Source organism: Thioalbus denitrificans (assembly GCF_003337735.1).
GTDB classification, from domain to species: domain Bacteria; phylum Pseudomonadota; class Gammaproteobacteria; order DSM-26407; family DSM-26407; genus Thioalbus; species Thioalbus denitrificans.
In genome coordinates, this window is sequence record NZ_QPJY01000012.1 from 21,096 (window position 1) to 37,189 (window position 16,094).

General features: G+C 69.8%; 16 protein-coding genes. 11 read left to right on the forward strand and 5 right to left on the reverse strand.

Annotation, left to right across the window (positions count from 1 at the left end; all coding sequences use genetic code 11):
* Window positions 1–83 precede the first annotated feature (83 nt).
* Window positions 84–1,268 carry a M20 aminoacylase family protein gene (locus DFQ59_RS16960; RefSeq protein WP_211314983.1) on the forward strand — a complete coding sequence of 395 codons (1,185 nt, stop codon included), beginning with the start codon at window positions 84–86 and terminating at the stop codon, window positions 1,266–1,268.
* An 83-nt stretch (window positions 1,269–1,351) separates the two neighbouring features.
* Here the strand turns inward: DFQ59_RS16960 and DFQ59_RS16965 are convergent, their stop codons facing one another.
* Window positions 1,352–1,729, reverse strand: a complete 378-nt coding sequence (locus DFQ59_RS16965; RefSeq protein WP_114280919.1) for a sulfur globule family protein — start codon at window positions 1,727–1,729, stop codon at window positions 1,352–1,354.
* A gap of 543 nt (window positions 1,730–2,272) precedes the next feature.
* Here DFQ59_RS16965 and DFQ59_RS16970 point away from each other — a divergent pair.
* Complete coding sequence (locus DFQ59_RS16970) at window positions 2,273–2,821, forward strand: hypothetical protein (protein ID WP_114280920.1); 549 nt, start codon at window positions 2,273–2,275, stop codon at window positions 2,819–2,821.
* A 143-nt stretch (window positions 2,822–2,964) separates the two neighbouring features.
* Here the strand turns inward: DFQ59_RS16970 and DFQ59_RS16975 are convergent, their stop codons facing one another.
* Complete coding sequence (locus tag DFQ59_RS16975; protein WP_114280921.1) at window positions 2,965–4,092, reverse strand: hypothetical protein; 1,128 nt, start codon at window positions 4,090–4,092, stop codon at window positions 2,965–2,967.
* A gap of 5 nt (window positions 4,093–4,097) precedes the next feature.
* A complete protein-coding gene (locus tag DFQ59_RS16980) occupies window positions 4,098–4,829 on the reverse strand; it encodes a type 1 glutamine amidotransferase (protein WP_114280922.1) in 732 nt (243 codons plus the stop codon).
* A gap of 257 nt (window positions 4,830–5,086) precedes the next feature.
* Between DFQ59_RS16980 and DFQ59_RS16985 the strand changes: the two genes are divergently transcribed.
* From DFQ59_RS16985 to DFQ59_RS17005, 5 genes are all read left to right on the forward strand, one after another.
* Entirely contained in the window at window positions 5,087–5,578 is a 492-nt protein-coding gene (locus tag DFQ59_RS16985) for a peroxiredoxin family protein (RefSeq protein WP_170142205.1), read from the forward strand.
* Window positions 5,579–5,654: 76 nt separating this feature from the next.
* On the forward strand, window positions 5,655–7,199 hold the full coding sequence (locus DFQ59_RS16990) for a methyltransferase regulatory domain-containing protein (RefSeq protein ID WP_170142206.1): 1,545 nt from the start codon (window positions 5,655–5,657) through the stop codon (window positions 7,197–7,199).
* 94 nt (window positions 7,200–7,293) lie between these two features.
* Window positions 7,294–7,791 (forward strand): C40 family peptidase, encoded by a 498-nt coding sequence (locus DFQ59_RS16995; protein ID WP_170142207.1) that lies wholly within the window; start codon window positions 7,294–7,296, stop codon window positions 7,789–7,791.
* 158 nt (window positions 7,792–7,949) lie between these two features.
* A complete protein-coding gene (locus DFQ59_RS17000; protein ID WP_245937304.1) occupies window positions 7,950–8,564 on the forward strand; it encodes a trimeric intracellular cation channel family protein in 615 nt (204 codons plus the stop codon).
* A gap of 154 nt (window positions 8,565–8,718) precedes the next feature.
* Window positions 8,719–9,516, forward strand: coding sequence for a hypothetical protein (locus DFQ59_RS17005; protein ID WP_114280926.1), 798 nt, complete (start codon window positions 8,719–8,721; stop codon window positions 9,514–9,516).
* A 92-nt stretch (window positions 9,517–9,608) separates the two neighbouring features.
* On the opposite strand, the gene hspQ is transcribed toward DFQ59_RS17005, so the two are convergent.
* Window positions 9,609–9,926 carry a heat shock protein HspQ gene (gene hspQ / locus DFQ59_RS17010; RefSeq protein WP_114280927.1) on the reverse strand — a complete coding sequence of 106 codons (318 nt, stop codon included), beginning with the start codon at window positions 9,924–9,926 and terminating at the stop codon, window positions 9,609–9,611.
* Between the two features lie 194 nt (window positions 9,927–10,120).
* Here hspQ and DFQ59_RS17015 point away from each other — a divergent pair, with 194 nt between their 5' ends.
* From DFQ59_RS17015 to serB, 4 genes are all read left to right on the forward strand, one after another.
* On the forward strand, window positions 10,121–10,669 hold the full coding sequence (locus DFQ59_RS17015; protein WP_114280928.1) for a hypothetical protein: 549 nt from the start codon (window positions 10,121–10,123) through the stop codon (window positions 10,667–10,669).
* A gap of 129 nt (window positions 10,670–10,798) precedes the next feature.
* On the forward strand, window positions 10,799–12,388 hold the full coding sequence (locus DFQ59_RS17020) for a bifunctional GNAT family N-acetyltransferase/carbon-nitrogen hydrolase family protein (protein WP_114280929.1): 1,590 nt from the start codon (window positions 10,799–10,801) through the stop codon (window positions 12,386–12,388).
* A gap of 61 nt (window positions 12,389–12,449) precedes the next feature.
* Entirely contained in the window at window positions 12,450–13,922 is a 1,473-nt protein-coding gene (locus DFQ59_RS17025) for an SLC13 family permease (RefSeq protein WP_211314984.1), read from the forward strand.
* Window positions 13,923–13,960: 38 nt separating this feature from the next.
* Complete coding sequence (serB, locus tag DFQ59_RS17030) at window positions 13,961–15,178, forward strand: phosphoserine phosphatase SerB (protein WP_114280930.1); 1,218 nt, start codon at window positions 13,961–13,963, stop codon at window positions 15,176–15,178.
* 269 nt (window positions 15,179–15,447) lie between these two features.
* Here serB and DFQ59_RS17035 read toward each other — a convergent pair whose 3' ends face one another.
* A complete protein-coding gene (locus tag DFQ59_RS17035; protein WP_114280931.1) occupies window positions 15,448–16,047 on the reverse strand; it encodes an acyl carrier protein phosphodiesterase in 600 nt (199 codons plus the stop codon).
* Between the last annotated feature and the right edge of the window lie 47 nt (window positions 16,048–16,094).

A 16,094-nucleotide genomic window follows, 5' to 3' on the forward strand; every position in this document is an offset into this window, starting at 1 on the left:
ATGGACGGTAACGCAGCCCGCGGGAGCCCCGAGACCATGGACCCTTTCCTCAATGACACCGATCTGCCGGGAGGCGGGCGCCCGTGACCACCGATGCCGGCGAACGGATCCGGACCCTGCTGCCCGGGCTCATCGCGCTGCGCCATGAACTGCACGCCCACCCGGAGACCGCCTTCGAGGAGTACCGTACCGCCGCCCGGGTGGCCGAGGAGCTCGAACGCTGCGGCCTGGAGGTGCACACCGGACTGGCCGGCACCGGTGTGGTGGGCACCCTGCGCGGCGGCGCAGGCGGCCGTGCCATCGGCCTGCGCGCGGACATGGATGCCCTGGATCTCGAGGAGGCGGGCGGCCTGCCCTACACTTCCACCCGCCCCGGCAAGATGCACGCCTGCGGTCACGACGGCCACACCACCATGCTGCTGGGAGCGGCCCGCTGCCTGGCCGCAAGCCCCGAATTCGACGGTGTGGTGCACTTCATCTTCCAGCCGGCGGAGGAGAACGTGGCCGGCGGCCGGCGCATGGTGGAAGAGGGGCTGTTCGAGCGCTTCCCGGTGGAGGCCGTGTTCGGCATGCACAACATGCCCGGCCTGGAGTTGGGCAGGATGGGCGTGCGCAGCGGACCGGTGATGGCCTCGGCGGATTTCTTCGAGCTGACCCTGACCGGGCTGGGCGGCCACGGCGCCTACCCCCACAAGGCCCGGGATCCCATCCTCGCCGCGGCGCACATCATCACCGCCTGGCAGGGCATCGTCAGCCGCCAGGTGGACCCCATCGAGTCGGCGGTCATCAGCGTCACCCGCATCCACGGCGGCCACACCACCAACGTCATCCCCGAGCGGGTCACCCTCGCCGGGACCACCCGGGCGTTCAAGACCGAGATCCAGGATCTCATCGAGCAGTCCATGCGCCAGCTGGCCGAGGGCATCGCCGCGGCCCACGGCCTGGGCGCGCGCCTCGGCTACGAACGCCGCTACCCCTCCACCGTCAACAGCGAACGGGAGGCGAACCTGGCCCTGGAGGCGATGCTGGCGACGGTGGGTCCCGACAACGTCCGCACGGACCTGCCGCCCACCATGGGCGCCGAGGACTTCGGCTGGATGCTCCGGGCGCGTCCGGGCGCCTACGTGGTCATCGGCAACGGCACCGACGGACGGGCGCTGCACAACCCCGGCTACGACTTCAACGACGCGGCCATTCCCACGGGCGTCGCCTACTGGGTGAACCTGGTCCGCCACCTGCTGCCCGCGGGCGGGAAACCGGAAGGCTGATTGCCGCGACCGTGGTCGGTCGGGTCAAAAAAAAAACGGGCCCGCACCTTCCGGTGCGGGCCCGTTTTCAGACCGGTTACAGCTTACTGCTGTGCCGGAGCGGCCGGAGCGGCCGGAGCCACCGGGGCGCCATAGCCGTAGGGAGCGCCATACGGGGCACCATAGGGGGCACCGTAGCCGCCGTAAGGAGCGCCGTAGCCGCCGTAGGGGGCGCCGTAGCCGTAGGGCGCGCCATAGCCGTAGGGGCCGTAGCCGCCATAGGGATAGCCGTAGCCACGGCCATAGCCGGAACCGGAACCGGAGCCGCGCATGGAGAAGTCCATGTCGCCCCAGCCGTCACCCATGCCGTTCCAGGGTCCGCCGCCATAACCGGGGCCCCACCAGGCCTGGGCCGAAGACAGCGGAGCGGCCACGGCACCAAGGGCGGCGGCAATGAGGGCAGTCCTGATAATCTTTTTCATTATTTCATCTCCTCGAACATTGGATTTATCTGGCCCATCGGGCCGGTTGCTCCCGGATCCTGCTGAGGCCGAATGAACGCGGGAGCACGTTCATCGTCTGCCGGCGTACCGGACAGTTCGGAAAAGCGGACAATAAGAGAAAGGACAGGGCTCGGGGCGGGAGTGCGATTGCAGTTCACTGCCCCGTGGTTCGGGCCTGTGCGCCTGTACAGCTCTGCGTCGGGTCCTTGCCGCCCTTGCTGGAAGCGGTGGTGAAAAATACCGCCCTTCGTTCGTCTGCCGACGGCGGCATCATCGGGAGCTCGTTCTTGTGCCCTCAGTTAAACACAGCCACCGGGCGTCCTACAAGCGCCTGCATACGCTCCGTTTTAACCTGTGATTCGGTGCGATGGGGGCTTGCAACATAATATTAGCATGTACTAATCTTTTGTCCAGAAGAAGATGGTTTGCATGTCGAATCAGGACCTGCGCTATCTTTTCTGGGTGGCCGTCCCGATCGCCGCATCGGAACGGCCAGGTGGGAATAACAAGAGGGAGACTGCCATGTTGAACAACAAGTCGGTTCAATCCACCATCCTGGCGACGGCCGTCGCCATGGCCCTCGGCGCCGGTGTCGCATTCGCCGAGGAGGCCGCCAAATCCGAGCAGGCCCCCGCGGCCGCCGCCGCGCCGCAGGCCGTGGCTCCGGCCTATCCCGTCCGGCCCGGCATGAGCCGCGCGGATCGCCGCGAACGGATGGAAGCCATGCGCGAAGCCCGTGACCGGGATCGCGACGCCCGGCGCTACTGGGACAATCCCTGGAGCGAAACCCGCCGCCAGGCCATGGAGCAGCGCCAGGAGGCCATGCGCGAGCAGGCCGAGAAGGAGCGTGAAGCCCTGACGGCCTGGGACGATGCTCTGATCGGCGCCGATCCCTATCTGTACGGCTACGGGGCGTCGGTCTACGGCTACCCCTACTACGGCGGCCCGTGGGGCGGCTACCCCTACTATGGCGGCCCGTGGGGCGGCTATCCCTACTATGGCGGTCCCTGGGGCGGTGGCCCCTGGGGTGGTCCGTGGGGTGGTCCGTGGGGCGGCGGCCCCTGGTGGTAAGCCGGGAGACGCGGCCTGACCGGGCCTGAACCCGGTCGACCCGCCCGGGCCCGCACGGCTTGCGCCGTGCGGGCCCGTTGCGTTTCAGGATGCCTGGGGCCTGCCCTTGGCCCACAAATCGCCCTTCAGAACCGCGGGCCGGCCTAGGCGGCAGCCCGGTCCAGGCGCCGCAGGAACAGGCGGGTGTGCAGCACCCGGCCCAGGTGCCAGAGCAGCGCGAGCAGCCCCAGGCGCCAGCCCAGCCCGCTGCCCGCCGCCCACAGGGCTCCCGCCGCCAGCAGCAGCCCTAGCCGCGGCAACGCGCCACGGGCGAGCCGCTCCCGCAGCACGGCCTGGCGCGCCACGGCCGCCCCACCCCACCAGACCGGCAGCAACTGGGTGCTCGCCCCCAGGACGAGGGGGAAAAGGAACCAGAGCAGGAACAGGCCCACGGCACGGTCCGTGCCCCAGCCGCCAATCCCGTGCAGGAGACCGGCCGCCAGCGCGGCGGTGAAGCCCAGCAGTGCCGCCGCGAGCAGCCGCGCCGGCGCGGCGCGGAACCAGGGCGGCCGGCCGGGTCCGAGCAGCCCCCACAGGAAGCGCCCCAGCGGCACGCTCCACAACGCCCCGCCCAGGACGGCCAGGGGCGGAAACCAGCCCGCGCCGAACGCCGCCAGCAGCGTCCCGCCGAGGGCGAGGCGAAGATCCCGGCGCAGGGCGACGGCCGCCGAGGGATCGGCATACCCGCCCGCCGTCGGCAGCAGCACCCGCAGGGTGCCCACGGCGGTCAGGCCGACGAATCCGAGCAGGTTGAGGTGCAGGTGGAGCCGCTTCAGCGCCAGCCAGTGATCGGGAAACAGGGCGGTGGCGAGTATGGCCAGCAGCGCCAGCCCCAGGCAGGCGAGCGCCGCCAGGTACCAGGACAGGCACGGGTGGGGCGCACCGAGACCGGCCCGGGCCCGACGCCGCATCCAGCCGGCCAGGGCCGCAGCCGCCGCCAGCGCCGGCAGGGCCGCGGGATGGAAAGCCGGGGGCGCCAGGAGCAGGGCCAGGAACACCCACGCCCCGCCGGCGAGGGCGAGCAGCGGAATCCAGGCCAGCGCGCGCCCGGGGGCGGCGCCACGGGTGAGCACCGGGGTGAAATAGGCCATCGCGGCCAGGATCAGGGGCAGGATGCCGACCGCCAGCACCAGGTGCTCGGCGGCGGCCGGCGGCCAGTCCAGCCACGCCAGGAGGGCCAGCCCGCCGGCGAAGGCCGCCACCGCCGCCGGGGCCAGTGCGCCGAGCGGCATCGGAGTCAGGCGCGCCGGGAGCGGGCCGCCCGGGCGTCGACGACCCCTTCGAGCCAGCGCCCGTAGATGGCGTCGGAGACCCGGTGCAGGGCGGCGAGCCGCTGCGCCAGTCCGCGGGTCATCAGCGCCGCGGACTCGATGCAGGGATGCGCATCCTCCAGGTCGCCGCCGTAGCGCCGCACCCAGCCGTTCACCATGGGGGCGGTCATCTCCAGGTGAAACTGCAGCGCCAGGTGGGGACCGAGCGCGAAGGCCTGGTTGTCGGTGCAGTCGCTCGCCAGCAGCCGTTCGGCCCCTTCCGGAACGCTGAAGGTCCAGGCGTGCCAGTGGTAGGCGGTGAACCGCTCCGGCGCCCCGGCCAGCCAGTCCCGCGCACCCGCGCCCGGCACCTGCCGCACCTCGTGCCAGCCGATCTCCATGGCCGGCGCACGGGTGACCTCGCCGCCGAGGGCGACGCTCATCAACTGACCGCCCAGGCAGACCCCGAGCACCGGCACCGCCTCCGCCACCGCCCGGCGGATGAGGGCGATCTCCTCGGCGATCCAGGCGTGGGGGTCATGCACGCTCCCGGCCCCGCCCATGAACACCAGCCCCGAGACGCCATCCAGGTCCGTGGGCACGGTCTGGCCCTCATCGATGCAGACCACCTCGAAGGGAATGCCCCGGGCGCGCAGAAAATCCCCCAGGTAGCCGGGCGGCTCGCAGGCGATGTGGCGAAAGATGCGGACGGGTTTCATGACTCGGCGTCCCGATGGGTTGTCTCAAGAGCAGGAATGCCTGTGCCACCCGCGGCGGCGACCGATCCCGGAACGGCCGCGCCTCGCGCGGGGAGGTGGCCAAGCGCTGCGCGACCCGCATCTTACCCCGTGCCCGGGTCCGACTTACAGCCCGTTCCCCGTCCTGGCCAGGGAACTTGCCGGTCGAACCGGGCTCACAAGCAGAGACAGCACCGGCGCACCGCCGGCACCGATACCGCCGATGCGAGGATACCCCCATGCGCAAACCGCTCCCCACGACACTCTGGCTGCTGCTCGGAATGTTCCTGCTCGGCGCCGGCGGCACAGCAGCCGCTGCGGGGCTGCGGGACTTCGACGGCAACCCGGCCCGGATCGGGGATTTCACCGGTCAGGAGCGGTGGCTGGTGGTGATGCTATGGGCCTCGGACTGCCCCGTCTGCAATGCCGAGGTGCACCAGTACAACGACTTCCACACCTTTCACTCGGACAGCGACGCCCGTGTGCTCGGCATCTCCCTGGACGGCGCGGCGAGGCAGGACGCGGCGCGGGACTTCATCCGCCGCCACGAGGTGATCTTCCCGAACCTCATCGGCGAGCCCGCCGACGTGGCGGGCCTGTACCGGCAACTGGCGGGCCGGCCGTTCGCCGGGACCCCCACCTTCCTCATCTACAACCCCGCCGGGGAGTTGGTGGCCCAGCAGGTGGGCGCGGTGCCGGTGAACCTCATCGAGGAGTTCATCGGCCGCTGAGGCGCGGCGCGGCCAAGGCTGGACGTCCGCCGCCAACGGCCGCAGAATCCGGCGGATGCCGACAACGGGTGCCGCCATGGACAGTTACGACGCCGTCCCCTACGAAAGTACACCCCTCACCGACACCCACCCCGGGCACCTGGCGGTCATCGGCCGGCTGTTCGGGCTGGAGACCGCTGACCCCGACCGCTGCCGGGTGCTGGAGCTGGGCTGCGCCTCGGGCGGCAACCTGGTTCCGCTGGCCTGGAACCTGCCGGAGAGCACCTTCCTCGGCCTCGAGCTCTCCGCCCGCCAGGCCGCCGAGGGGGCGGACTCGGTCCGCGCCCTCGGGTTGGGCAACATCGAGATCCGTCAGGGCGACATCCTGACCTTCGACGCCGGAGCGGATCGCTTCGACTACATCATCGCCCACGGGGTCTACTCGTGGGTGCCGGAGCCGGTGCGCGAGCGGCTGCTGGCACTGTGCGGGGAGCTCCTGGCGCCCAATGGGGTGGCCTACATCAGCTACAACACCCTCCCCGGCTGGCGCATGAAGGGGATGCTGCGGGACATGCTGCTGCATCATGTGCGGGGGGTGGACGATCCCGCCCTGCGGCTGCAGGGCGCCCATGACCTGCTGGCATTCCTGGACACGGCGACGACCGGCCTGGAGGCCCTGAGCGCGCGCTTCATGCGCGAGGAGATCGCCCGCCTGCGCACGGCCCACCCGAGCTACCTCTACCACGAGTACCTCGAAACCTTCAACGAGCCGCAGCTGTTCTCCACCTTCATCGCACGGGCCGCGCGGCACGGGTTGCAGTACCTGGCCGACGCGGAGCTGCATACCCTCTTCCCCACCACCCTCGGCGAGCGGGCCGCGGAGCTGCTGGAGGGTCTCGGGGAGCTGGAGGAGCAGGAGCAGTACATGGACTTCATCCGCAGCCGCAGCTTCCGCAAGAGCCTGCTGTGCCGCGCGGACGCCTCCCTCGTCCGCGAGCTGGGCCTGGAGCAGCTGGATGGATTCGCCTTCCACGCCGACCTCGCGCCGCCGCGCAAGATCGACCTGCGCCGGGCCAAGGAGCAGTCGTTCACCACCCCCGGCGGCGAGCGCTTCGGCGCCTCCCACCCCCTGACCAAGGCGGCGCTGGCCCACCTCGGCGCGGTGCACCCGGACAGCGTGGCGTTGCCGGCGCTGCTGTCCGCCGCCCGGACCCTGGTGGCCCGCGACGGTGACGCGCGCCTCGCCGCCCAGGCCGAGCACCTGGCCGGCGAGTTGTTCAGCCTCCTCGCCCACGGCGCGGTGCGGGCCGAACCGCGGGCGCGCCGGTTCCCGCGCACGGTCCCCGCCCGCCCCGCGGCAACGGCCCTGGCCCGGCTCCAGGCCGCCGGCGGCGCACACCTCGCCACCGTCCGCCACGCCACCGTGGGGCTCGACGGGTTCGCCCGCCGGCTGGTGCACCATCTCGATGGAACGCGGGACCGTGACGCGCTGGTGGACGCGCTGCTGGCCGATATCCACGCCGGCGCGCTGCCCAATCCCGAGGCCGGGACATCCCGCCCGGAACGGCTGCGCGAACGGGTGGCGGCCAATTGCGACCGGCTGCTGGCGCTGTTCGCCCGCCAGGGTGTGCTGGCCGGTTGAGCCGGGCGGCGGGTTCCGGGGCGATGGCCCCCGTACGCCCTCCTCCGCCCGCCGGCGCCTTGCAACAGCCGCCCGAAACCCTATGATGATGTCCATGGATACGGACACCGTGACTGCCGGGCGGACCGTCTCCCCCGCCCTGCTCCTGCTGGTGGTGATGCTGCCGGCGCTGCTCGGTCTCGGCGGCTGCGGCAGCGTGCCCAGGCGCGCGGATCACGGCCCCACCGGCTCGCCGGTGGCCGATATCGCCGCCAGCCAGGTGGGCACTCCCTACCGCTACGGCGGCTCGAACCCCGCCCGCGGCTTCGACTGCAGCGGACTGGTGAGCTTCAGCTACCGCCAGGCCGGTCTGCGGGTCCCCCGCACCGCCGACAGCCAGTACCTGGCCGCCCGGCCGGTCGCGCCCGGACGAATCCGTCCCGGCGACCTCGTCTTCTTCGCCCTGCCCCGCCAGAAGGCACTCCACGTGGGCATCTACACCGGGCGCGGCGAATTCGTGCACGCGCCTTCCTCCGGCAAGCGGGTCTCCTACGCCAGCCTGGACGACAGCTACTGGCACCGCCACTTCATCGGCGCGGGCCGCTTTCCCTGAGCCCCGCGCAACCTGCCGGAGGCGGCCTGAACCCTGCCCGGCGACGGGATTCAGGCCCCGCCGGCCGCCGTCGAGATCCAGCCGCGCCCGCGGCTCCGCCTGTGGTAAACTGCGCCGCCGCGAATCCGGGCGGCGCCCGTAGCGACGGACCCCTCGCCTTGAACATCATCTACCTGCTCGATCTCTTCGGCACCGCCGTGTTCGCCGTGACCGGCGCGCTGGTGGCCGGCCGCAAACAGATGGACCTCTTCGGTGTCGTGGTGCTGGCGCTGGTCACCGCCATCGGCGGCGGCACCCTGCGCGACCTGGTGCTCGGCGCCGACCCCGTGTTCTGGATCGGCGATTCGCTCTACATCACCGTGGCCACCGCCGCCTCCATTCTGACCTTCGCCCTGGCGCGCATCCGCCGTCGCCCGCGGGGCCTGCTGCGCACGGCGGACGCCTTCGGTCTGGCCGTGTTCACCATCATCGGCGCCCAGAAGGCGCTGAGCCTCGGCGTGGGCCCCGGGGTCGCGGTGATGATGGGCATCATGACCGGGGTGGTGGGCGGCATGATCCGCGACGTGCTCTCCGGCGAGATCCCCCTCATCCTGCGCCGCGAGATCTACGCCACCGCATCCCTGTGCGGCGCCGCGGTCTACGTGCTGCTCCACCCGTTTCTGCCGGACCATCCCGCCGCCATCCTGGTGGCCATGATCGTCACCCTGGGGCTGCGCCTCTCGGCCATCCGCTGGAACCTGGCGCTCCCGGTATTCTCCCACCAGGATCACTGAGCGCCCGGCGCCATCTCCACCCGGGACGGCTCCTGTTTGACCCTGCCTCCGGGCGGGTTATCCTTGCCTTACAACAATGTGCCGGGACAGGGAACGCCTCCGGCGGATGGACTGTCGCAGTGGACGCGAACGCAATGGCGGACAGGAGTATCCCGTGAGCGAGCCAAACCCCACCCAGCAGTTCGCAAGGAAGTACCAGGGTATCGAGGGCTTCTACCTGATCACCGGCAACGGCGAGCTCGGCTTCATCCGGCCGGCCGACCTGAAGCCGGTGGAAGAGGCCTTCCCCCAGTTGGGCGACGCGGACTTTCTGCACGAACACCCCCGCTTCCAGGACGATGTGGATCGTTTCCGCGGCGAACTGGTCCGCTTCATCGAAACCTACCGGGCGCGGCCCGACCTGCCCATCGAGCTCGGCTACGTGGATCCGGCGGGCAACCCCGAGCGCAGCTGGCGTTCCGCCAGCCTGGTCATCTACAACTACGTGCGGGAAATCTACCGCCACGACGACAAGGCCCGATACGACGCCGGCAAGCTCGATCACTTCGGCATCGGCGAGCACGATGACACCTGGAACGCCGTCCGGGGCATCCACCGGGGCCTGGAGGATCTCTTCGCCCACCACTCCGAGGAGGGCTTCCACCGCTTCTTCCCCGTCCTCTACTACCACCGGGGTGACGGCCCCGCCGACCGTCAGTCCGGTGACGAACTGGGCCTGGCGACAACCACCGCCTACCACGACGATCAGCTGCCCCGCCGTGAAGAGGGGCTGCGGGTACTGAACCTGTTCTGGAACCATATCGACGACGAAACCCGGCCCGGCCGCTGGACCTTCCCCTTCGCCAACGCCGACACTGAAGCCCAGGTCTTCCGCACCCTGCGCGACAACCTCTACCGGCGGGGAGTCATCAACCCGGACCTCCGGGTGGAGAAGCGCTTCGATTTCAGCTGACCCGGGGCTCGGGAACCGCCCATCGGGCGCGAGGGCGGGAGCACCCGCAAGGAGGGTGGGGCCCTGGCGGCCGCAGGGGGGGATGTTTCACATCAGTTCAGCGCCTCGCGGCGGGTGTAGACGCCGCCGCGGAACTCCTTGAAGTAGGCGGCGACCCCCGGATGGTCCACCGGTTCGCCGCTGTCGTCGGGCTCCAGGTTCCCTTCGGCCACGTAGCTCTCGGCGTCCGCCTCATCCACCAGCACCCGGTACCAGGGCTGATCCTTGCGCGGCCGGGTACGCACCATCTCGTCCAGCCACGGGCCCTCCCCCAGGAATTCGGGATCCACGTCCACGACGACGCCACGGTAGTCGAACAGGCGGTGATGCACCACCTGCCCCACGCAGTATTTCGCTCGGTTGTCGCGCATCCCGGAACCTCCTGCCCAATCCATTCGCCAGGGCACCGCGGGCTGTCCACTTAAACTTAGCACGTGCCGGCCAGGGTGCACCGGGGACCGCCGTGAGCGGACGCAAATGGATGATTTTCCCAATGGTTGTGATATCTTTGCGCGTCCATAACCAGAAGGTAATAAAGCATCCTGCCGATGCGAGGAGACCCTCCGTGCTGTTCGACATCCCGCCCGCCGAGGTGGCCAAGGCGAAGATCCCCCACGAGATCTTCCTGACCAACCTGATCGGCAATCACATCCTCATGTTCGTAGCCGCCCTCGGCACCTACAGCGTGATGCCCTTGGCAATGCTGTTCGTGCCGACGGTCTCCGTAGGCTCCCTCGTCTACACCCTCTGGCGCGCCCGCCGCTCGTTGCGGCGCGATCCCTGGTTCGTGGCCTGCCACTGGCAGATCGCCGCCCGCCGCAGCCGCATCTTCATCGTCATGCTCGGCCTGCTGGGCATGGTCAGCCTCCTCGGCTGGCTGGGCCACACCTACCTCGGCATGATGCGGGAGGCCATCTTCGCCCTCATCGGCGGCCTGGGCATCCTGCCCGTCATGGTGACCATGCTGGTGCTCATCATCATGGAATCCGAGACCCTGCACCGGGCCAGCCAGAGCCGCCTGCCCCCCTGGGTGGTGAACCGCTACCCCAACCCGGAGGCGAAGCAGGTGGAGGAGCTCGACCGCGACGCCGCCACCGCCCACGGAGACAGCTGATCCCCGGCCGGTCGGCCACCGCGCCGGGAAGCGGTCGGACGGGCGCCCTGGTGGCTGCGCCGCCGCGCCGTTCTGCTATAGTCTGAGCGCGTACGACGCCCCGAATCCCTCCCCGCAGCGGACTTCACCATGGCCAAGGACACCAGCAAGAAGAGCAGGCAGCGCCCCCGCCCGGCGAAGAAACGCCAGAAGAAGAGCCCCGAGCACAAGCTCATCCTGCGCAACACCCGCCCCGAGGACTACGAGGACATCCGCGAGATCATGGATCTCGTCTATCCGGGCGCCCTGGGCGGGGCCTGGAGCCGGGAGCAGTTCACCTCCCAGATCACCCGGTTTCCCGAGGGCCAGATCTGCATCGAGGACAACGGCAAGGTGGTGGCCGCGGCCATCAGCCTGGTCGTGGACTACAAGCGCTACGGCGACAGCCACACCTACCGCGAGATCACCGGCAACGGCTATCTCACCACCCACGACCCCAACGGCGACACGCTCTACGGCGTGGACATCTTCGTCCACCCGGACTACCGCGACCTGCGCCTGGGGCGGCGTCTCTACGACGCCCGCAAGGAGCTGTGCGAGCGGCTCAACCTGCGCCGCATCGTGGCCGGCGGACGCATCCCCGGGTACCGCAAGCACGCCGAGCGCCTGAGCCCGGCGGAGTACATCGAGCAGGTGAAGCGCCACGAGATCCGCGATCCCATCCTCAGCTTCCAGCTGGCCAACGACTTCCACGTGCGCAAGCTCATCACCGGCTACGAGCCCACCGACAAGGAGTCCCACGCCTACGCCACCCTGCTGGAGTGGATCAACATCTACTACGAGGAGAAGGCGCCGCTCATCGGCGCGGTCAAAAGCGAGGTGCGGGTGGGCGCCGTGCAGTGGCAGATGCGCCCGGCGGAGTCCCTCGAGGAGCTGCTGAAGCAGGTGGAATTCTTCGTCGACGCGGTGGCCGGCTACCAGTCCGACTTCGTGCTCTTCCCGGAGTTCTTCAACGCCCCGCTGATGGCCCAGTTCAACCAGGAGAACCCCGCCCAGGCGATCCGCGATCTCGCCGCCTACAGCGAGCGGGTGCGCGAGGAGATGGTGCGCCTGGCGCTCGCCTACAACATCAACATCATCGCCGGCAGCATGCCCGAGTACCGGGACCAGCAGCTCTACAACGTCTCCTGCCTGTGTCGCCGCGACGGCACCTGGGACGCCCAGTACAAGCTGCACATCACCCCCGACGAGCGCGCCTACTGGGGCCTCACGGGCGGCGACTCGCTGCGGGTGTTCGAAACCGACGTTGGCCGGGTGGGCATCCTCATCTGTTACGACGTGGAGTTTCCCGAGCTGCCGCGCATCCTCACCGACCAGGGCATGACCATCCTCTTCGTGCCCTACTGGACCGACACCAAGAACGCCTACGAACGGGTGCGCCGCTGCGCCCAGGCACGCGCCATCGAGAACGAGTGCTACGTGGTCATCTCCGGCAGCGTGGGCAACCTGCCCAACGTGGAGAACATGGACATCCAGTACTCCCAGGCGGCCATCTTCACCCCCTCCGACTACGCCTTCCCCCACGACGCCATCGCCGCCGAGGCCACCCCGAACACGGAGATGACCCTCATCGCCGATCTCAACCTGGAGAAGCTCAAGGAGCTGCGCGAGCAGGGCAGCGTGCGCAACCTGCGTGACCGGCGCACGGATCTCTACGCGGTGACCTGGCGCAAGAAATAGTTGCCGGTTGCCAGTCACCTGGCGACTGGCGACCGGCCGCTGACTGCACCACACTTTTCCCATGGGCATGAGAAGCTTTCTCCGTGCCGGCGGGGTGCGCCGGATCGGGCTGCTGCTGGGGCCGGTGCTGGGGCTTATCGCGTGGCTGTGGCTGCCGGTGGGCGAGGCGGGCCTGACGCCGGGCGGCCGCGCCACCGCCGCCATCGCCGCCTGGATGGCCTGCTGGTGGCTCACCCAGGCCGTGCCGCTGGCGGTCACCGCCCTGCTGCCGGTGGTGCTGTTCCCGCTCACCGGCGCCGCCAGCCTGGCGGAGGCCACCGCCCCCTACAGCCGCAGCCTCATCTTCCTGTTCCTGGGCGGCTTCATCCTCGGCCTCGGCCTGCAGCGCTGGGGCGTGCACCGGCGCCTGGCCCTGCTCACCCTGCTGGCGGCGGGCACCGGCCCGCGGCGGCTGGTGGCCGGCTTCATGCTGGCCTCCGCCGGACTCAGTCTCTGGATCTCCAATACCGCCACCGTGATCATGCTTCTGCCCATCGGCACCAGCGTGCTGGAGATGCTCCGCGAGCGGGACCCGGATGCCCCGGAACGGCTCCACCGCCGGCTCTCCGCGGCGCTGCTGCTGGGCATCGCCTACGCCGCCTCCATCGGCGGCACCGGCACCCTGGTGGGCACGCCGCCGAACCTGGTCCTGGCCGCCTTCGCCCGCGAGCACTACGGCTACGACACCACCGTGCTGGAGTGGCTCGGCATCGGCCTGCCGCTGGTGGCGCTGTTCCTCCCCCTCACCTGGCTGTTCCTCACCCGGGTGGCCTTCCCCCTTCCCGCCCGGCCCCTGCCGGGCGGGCGGGAGCTGCTGACCCGGGAGCTGCGCGATCTCGGCCCCCTGGCGCGGGGCGAACGCATCGTGCTCGCCGTCTTCACCCTCACCGCCGCCGGCTGGATCCTGCGCCCGCAGCTGGTGGCGCTCACCGGCCTGGAGGGGCTGAGCGACCCGGTGATCGCCATGATCGGCGCCCTGGCCCTGTTCGTGATTCCGGTGGAACCGGCACGGGGGGTCTTCGCCATGGACTGGACCACCGCCCGGCAGGTGCCCTGGGACATCCTCATCCTCTTCGGCGGCGGGCTCAGCCTGGCCGCGGCCATCGGCGCCAACGGGGTGGACCGCTTCATCGCCCAGGGTTTCGTGGCCCTCCAGGACATCCCCCTCTGGCTCTTCCTGCTGGCGCTCACCGGCACGGTGGTCCTGCTCACCGAGATCACCAGCAACACCGCGGTGGCCACCACCCTGATGCCCATCCTGGCGGCCACGGCACTGGCCACCGGCCTGCCGGCGGGACCGCTGCTCACCGCCGCCACGCTGGCCGCCAGCTGCGCCTTCATGCTCCCGGTGGCCACCCCGCCCAACGCCATCGTCTTCGGCTCGGGCCGCGTCACCGTGGGCCAGATGGCCGGCGCCGGCATCGGCCTCAACCTCATCGCCACGCTCCTGGTCACGATGCTGGTATATTTGGGCGGACATCTGCCGCTGCCCTGACCCGGTTCACCCCGCAACGCCCAGGTTCCAGAGAAGCCATGAGTGAAATCGTCCTGATCCAGATCTCCGGCAACGACAAGCCCGGGCTCACCTCCTCGCTGATGGGCATCCTCGCCGAGTACGACGTGAACATCCTGGACATGGGCCAGGCGGTCATCCACGACACCCTGTCGCTGGGCATCCTGGTGGAGATACCGGACACGGCGGAGAACTCGCCCATCCTCAAGGACATCCTGTTCCACGTCCACGCCCACGGCATGCACCTGCGCTTCGTACCGGTGGGCGGCGACGCCTACGAGAGCTGGGTCCGGGAGCAGGGCAAGGCGCGCTACATCATCACCGTGATCGGCCGCGCCATCACCGCCGCCCAGCTCCAGCCCATCGCCGCGGCCATCACCGCCAACGGCCTGAACATCGACGACATCGAGCGCCTCTCCGGCCGCCGCTCCCTGCAGCGGAAGGACACCGGCCCCGGCCGGGCCTGCATCGAGCTGTCCGTGCGCGGCCAGCCGCCGGATGCGGATGCGCTGAAGGGGGAGTTCATGACCATCGCCCAGGAGGTGGGCGTGGACATCGCCTTCCAGGAGGACACGCCCTACCGGCGCAACCGCCGCCTGGTGGTGTTCGACATGGACTCCACCCTGATCCAGCAGGAGGTGATCGACGAGCTCGGCCGCGAGGCGGGCGTCATGGACCAGGTGGCCGCCATCACCGCGGCGGCCATGCGCGGGGAGATCGACTTCCGCGAGAGCCTGCGCCGGCGCCTGGCGCTGCTGCGCGGGCTCGACGTGGCGGTGCTCGAGCGGGTGGCCGGACGGCTGCAGCTCACCGAGGGGGCCGAGCGGCTGATCCGCAACCTGCGCCACCTCGGCTACCGGACCGCCATCATCTCCGGCGGCTTCACCTACTTCGGCCACTGCCTGCAGCGCCGTCTCGGCATCGACCATGTCCACGCCAACGAGCTGGAGATCGCCGACGGCCGGCTGACCGGCAACGTGGTGGGCGCCATCGTCGACGGGGAGCGCAAGGCCGAGCTGCTGCGGGAGATCGCCGCGGCGGAGGAGATCGACCTGGAGCAGGTCATCGCCGTGGGCGACGGCGCCAACGACCTGCCCATGCTGCGCAGCGCCGGCCTCGGCGTGGCCTTCCACGCCAAGCCCCTGGTCCGCGCCAGCGCCCGCCACGCCATCTCCACCCTCGGCCTCGACGCCCTGCTCTACCTCATCGGCATGCGCGACCGCGACCTGCGGGCATAGCGGATCGGGAAAATCAAATCGCGGAATATAACGACAAGACCATTTTTTATCCGCAGATTACGCAGATTACGCAGATGGTTTAAAAAACTGTAGCAACCGGAGCGCCTGGCTGGGGTGTCGGTTATTTCCCGTAGAGATGTGGTTCGTGTGAAAGATCGGGGATTCGGCTTGGCGCAGCTCAATTAAAATATCTGCGTAATCTGCGTAATCTGCGTAATCTGCGTAATCTGCGTAATCTGCGTAATCTGCGGATAATACACAAAGCCTCTTCACCCCCGGGCCTCCACCTGCCATGCCCGGACCTGTGCCTGCAGCTCCGGGAAGAAGGCCTCGAAATCCGCCTCCAGGGCACCATAGTGTCGCGCCACTTCCGCCTCCGCCCCCACCAGCAGCTCCGGGCGACGCAGGCGCCGGGACATGCGCGTGAAGGTGACGCCGAGGCCGTCGCGGTCGCCGTAGCAGCCGAGCCAGTTCTCGCCGATGAGCCGGGGCAGGTGGCGGGAGAGCCGTTCCGGCAGCAGCGCCCGGTTCTCCTCCAGCAGCCGGTAGAAAGCGGCGATGAACGCCTCCCGCGCCTCCCCCACATGCTGGTCCCAGCGGCGCGTGAGGACGTGGTCGTAGCCCACGTCCACGATCACCCCCGCCAGCCGCCGGTGGCGCGGGTGGATGCGGGCGCAGCTGGCGCGATGGCGCGGATGGGCGTCGGTCCAGGCGTCGATGCGCCGGTGCAGGGCGATGCCGGCGAGCACCGCCGCGGGGTAGCGCCCGCGCAGTCCCGCCAGGGTGCCGGTGACGAAGTCGCCGAGGAAATTCCCGAGCTGCGCCTCCGGGTCCGGCCCGGCCAGCACCACGTGGGCGAGATAGTTCATGGACCTGGTTTGTTCAGAATTATTAATAGACAGGATTTACAGGATTG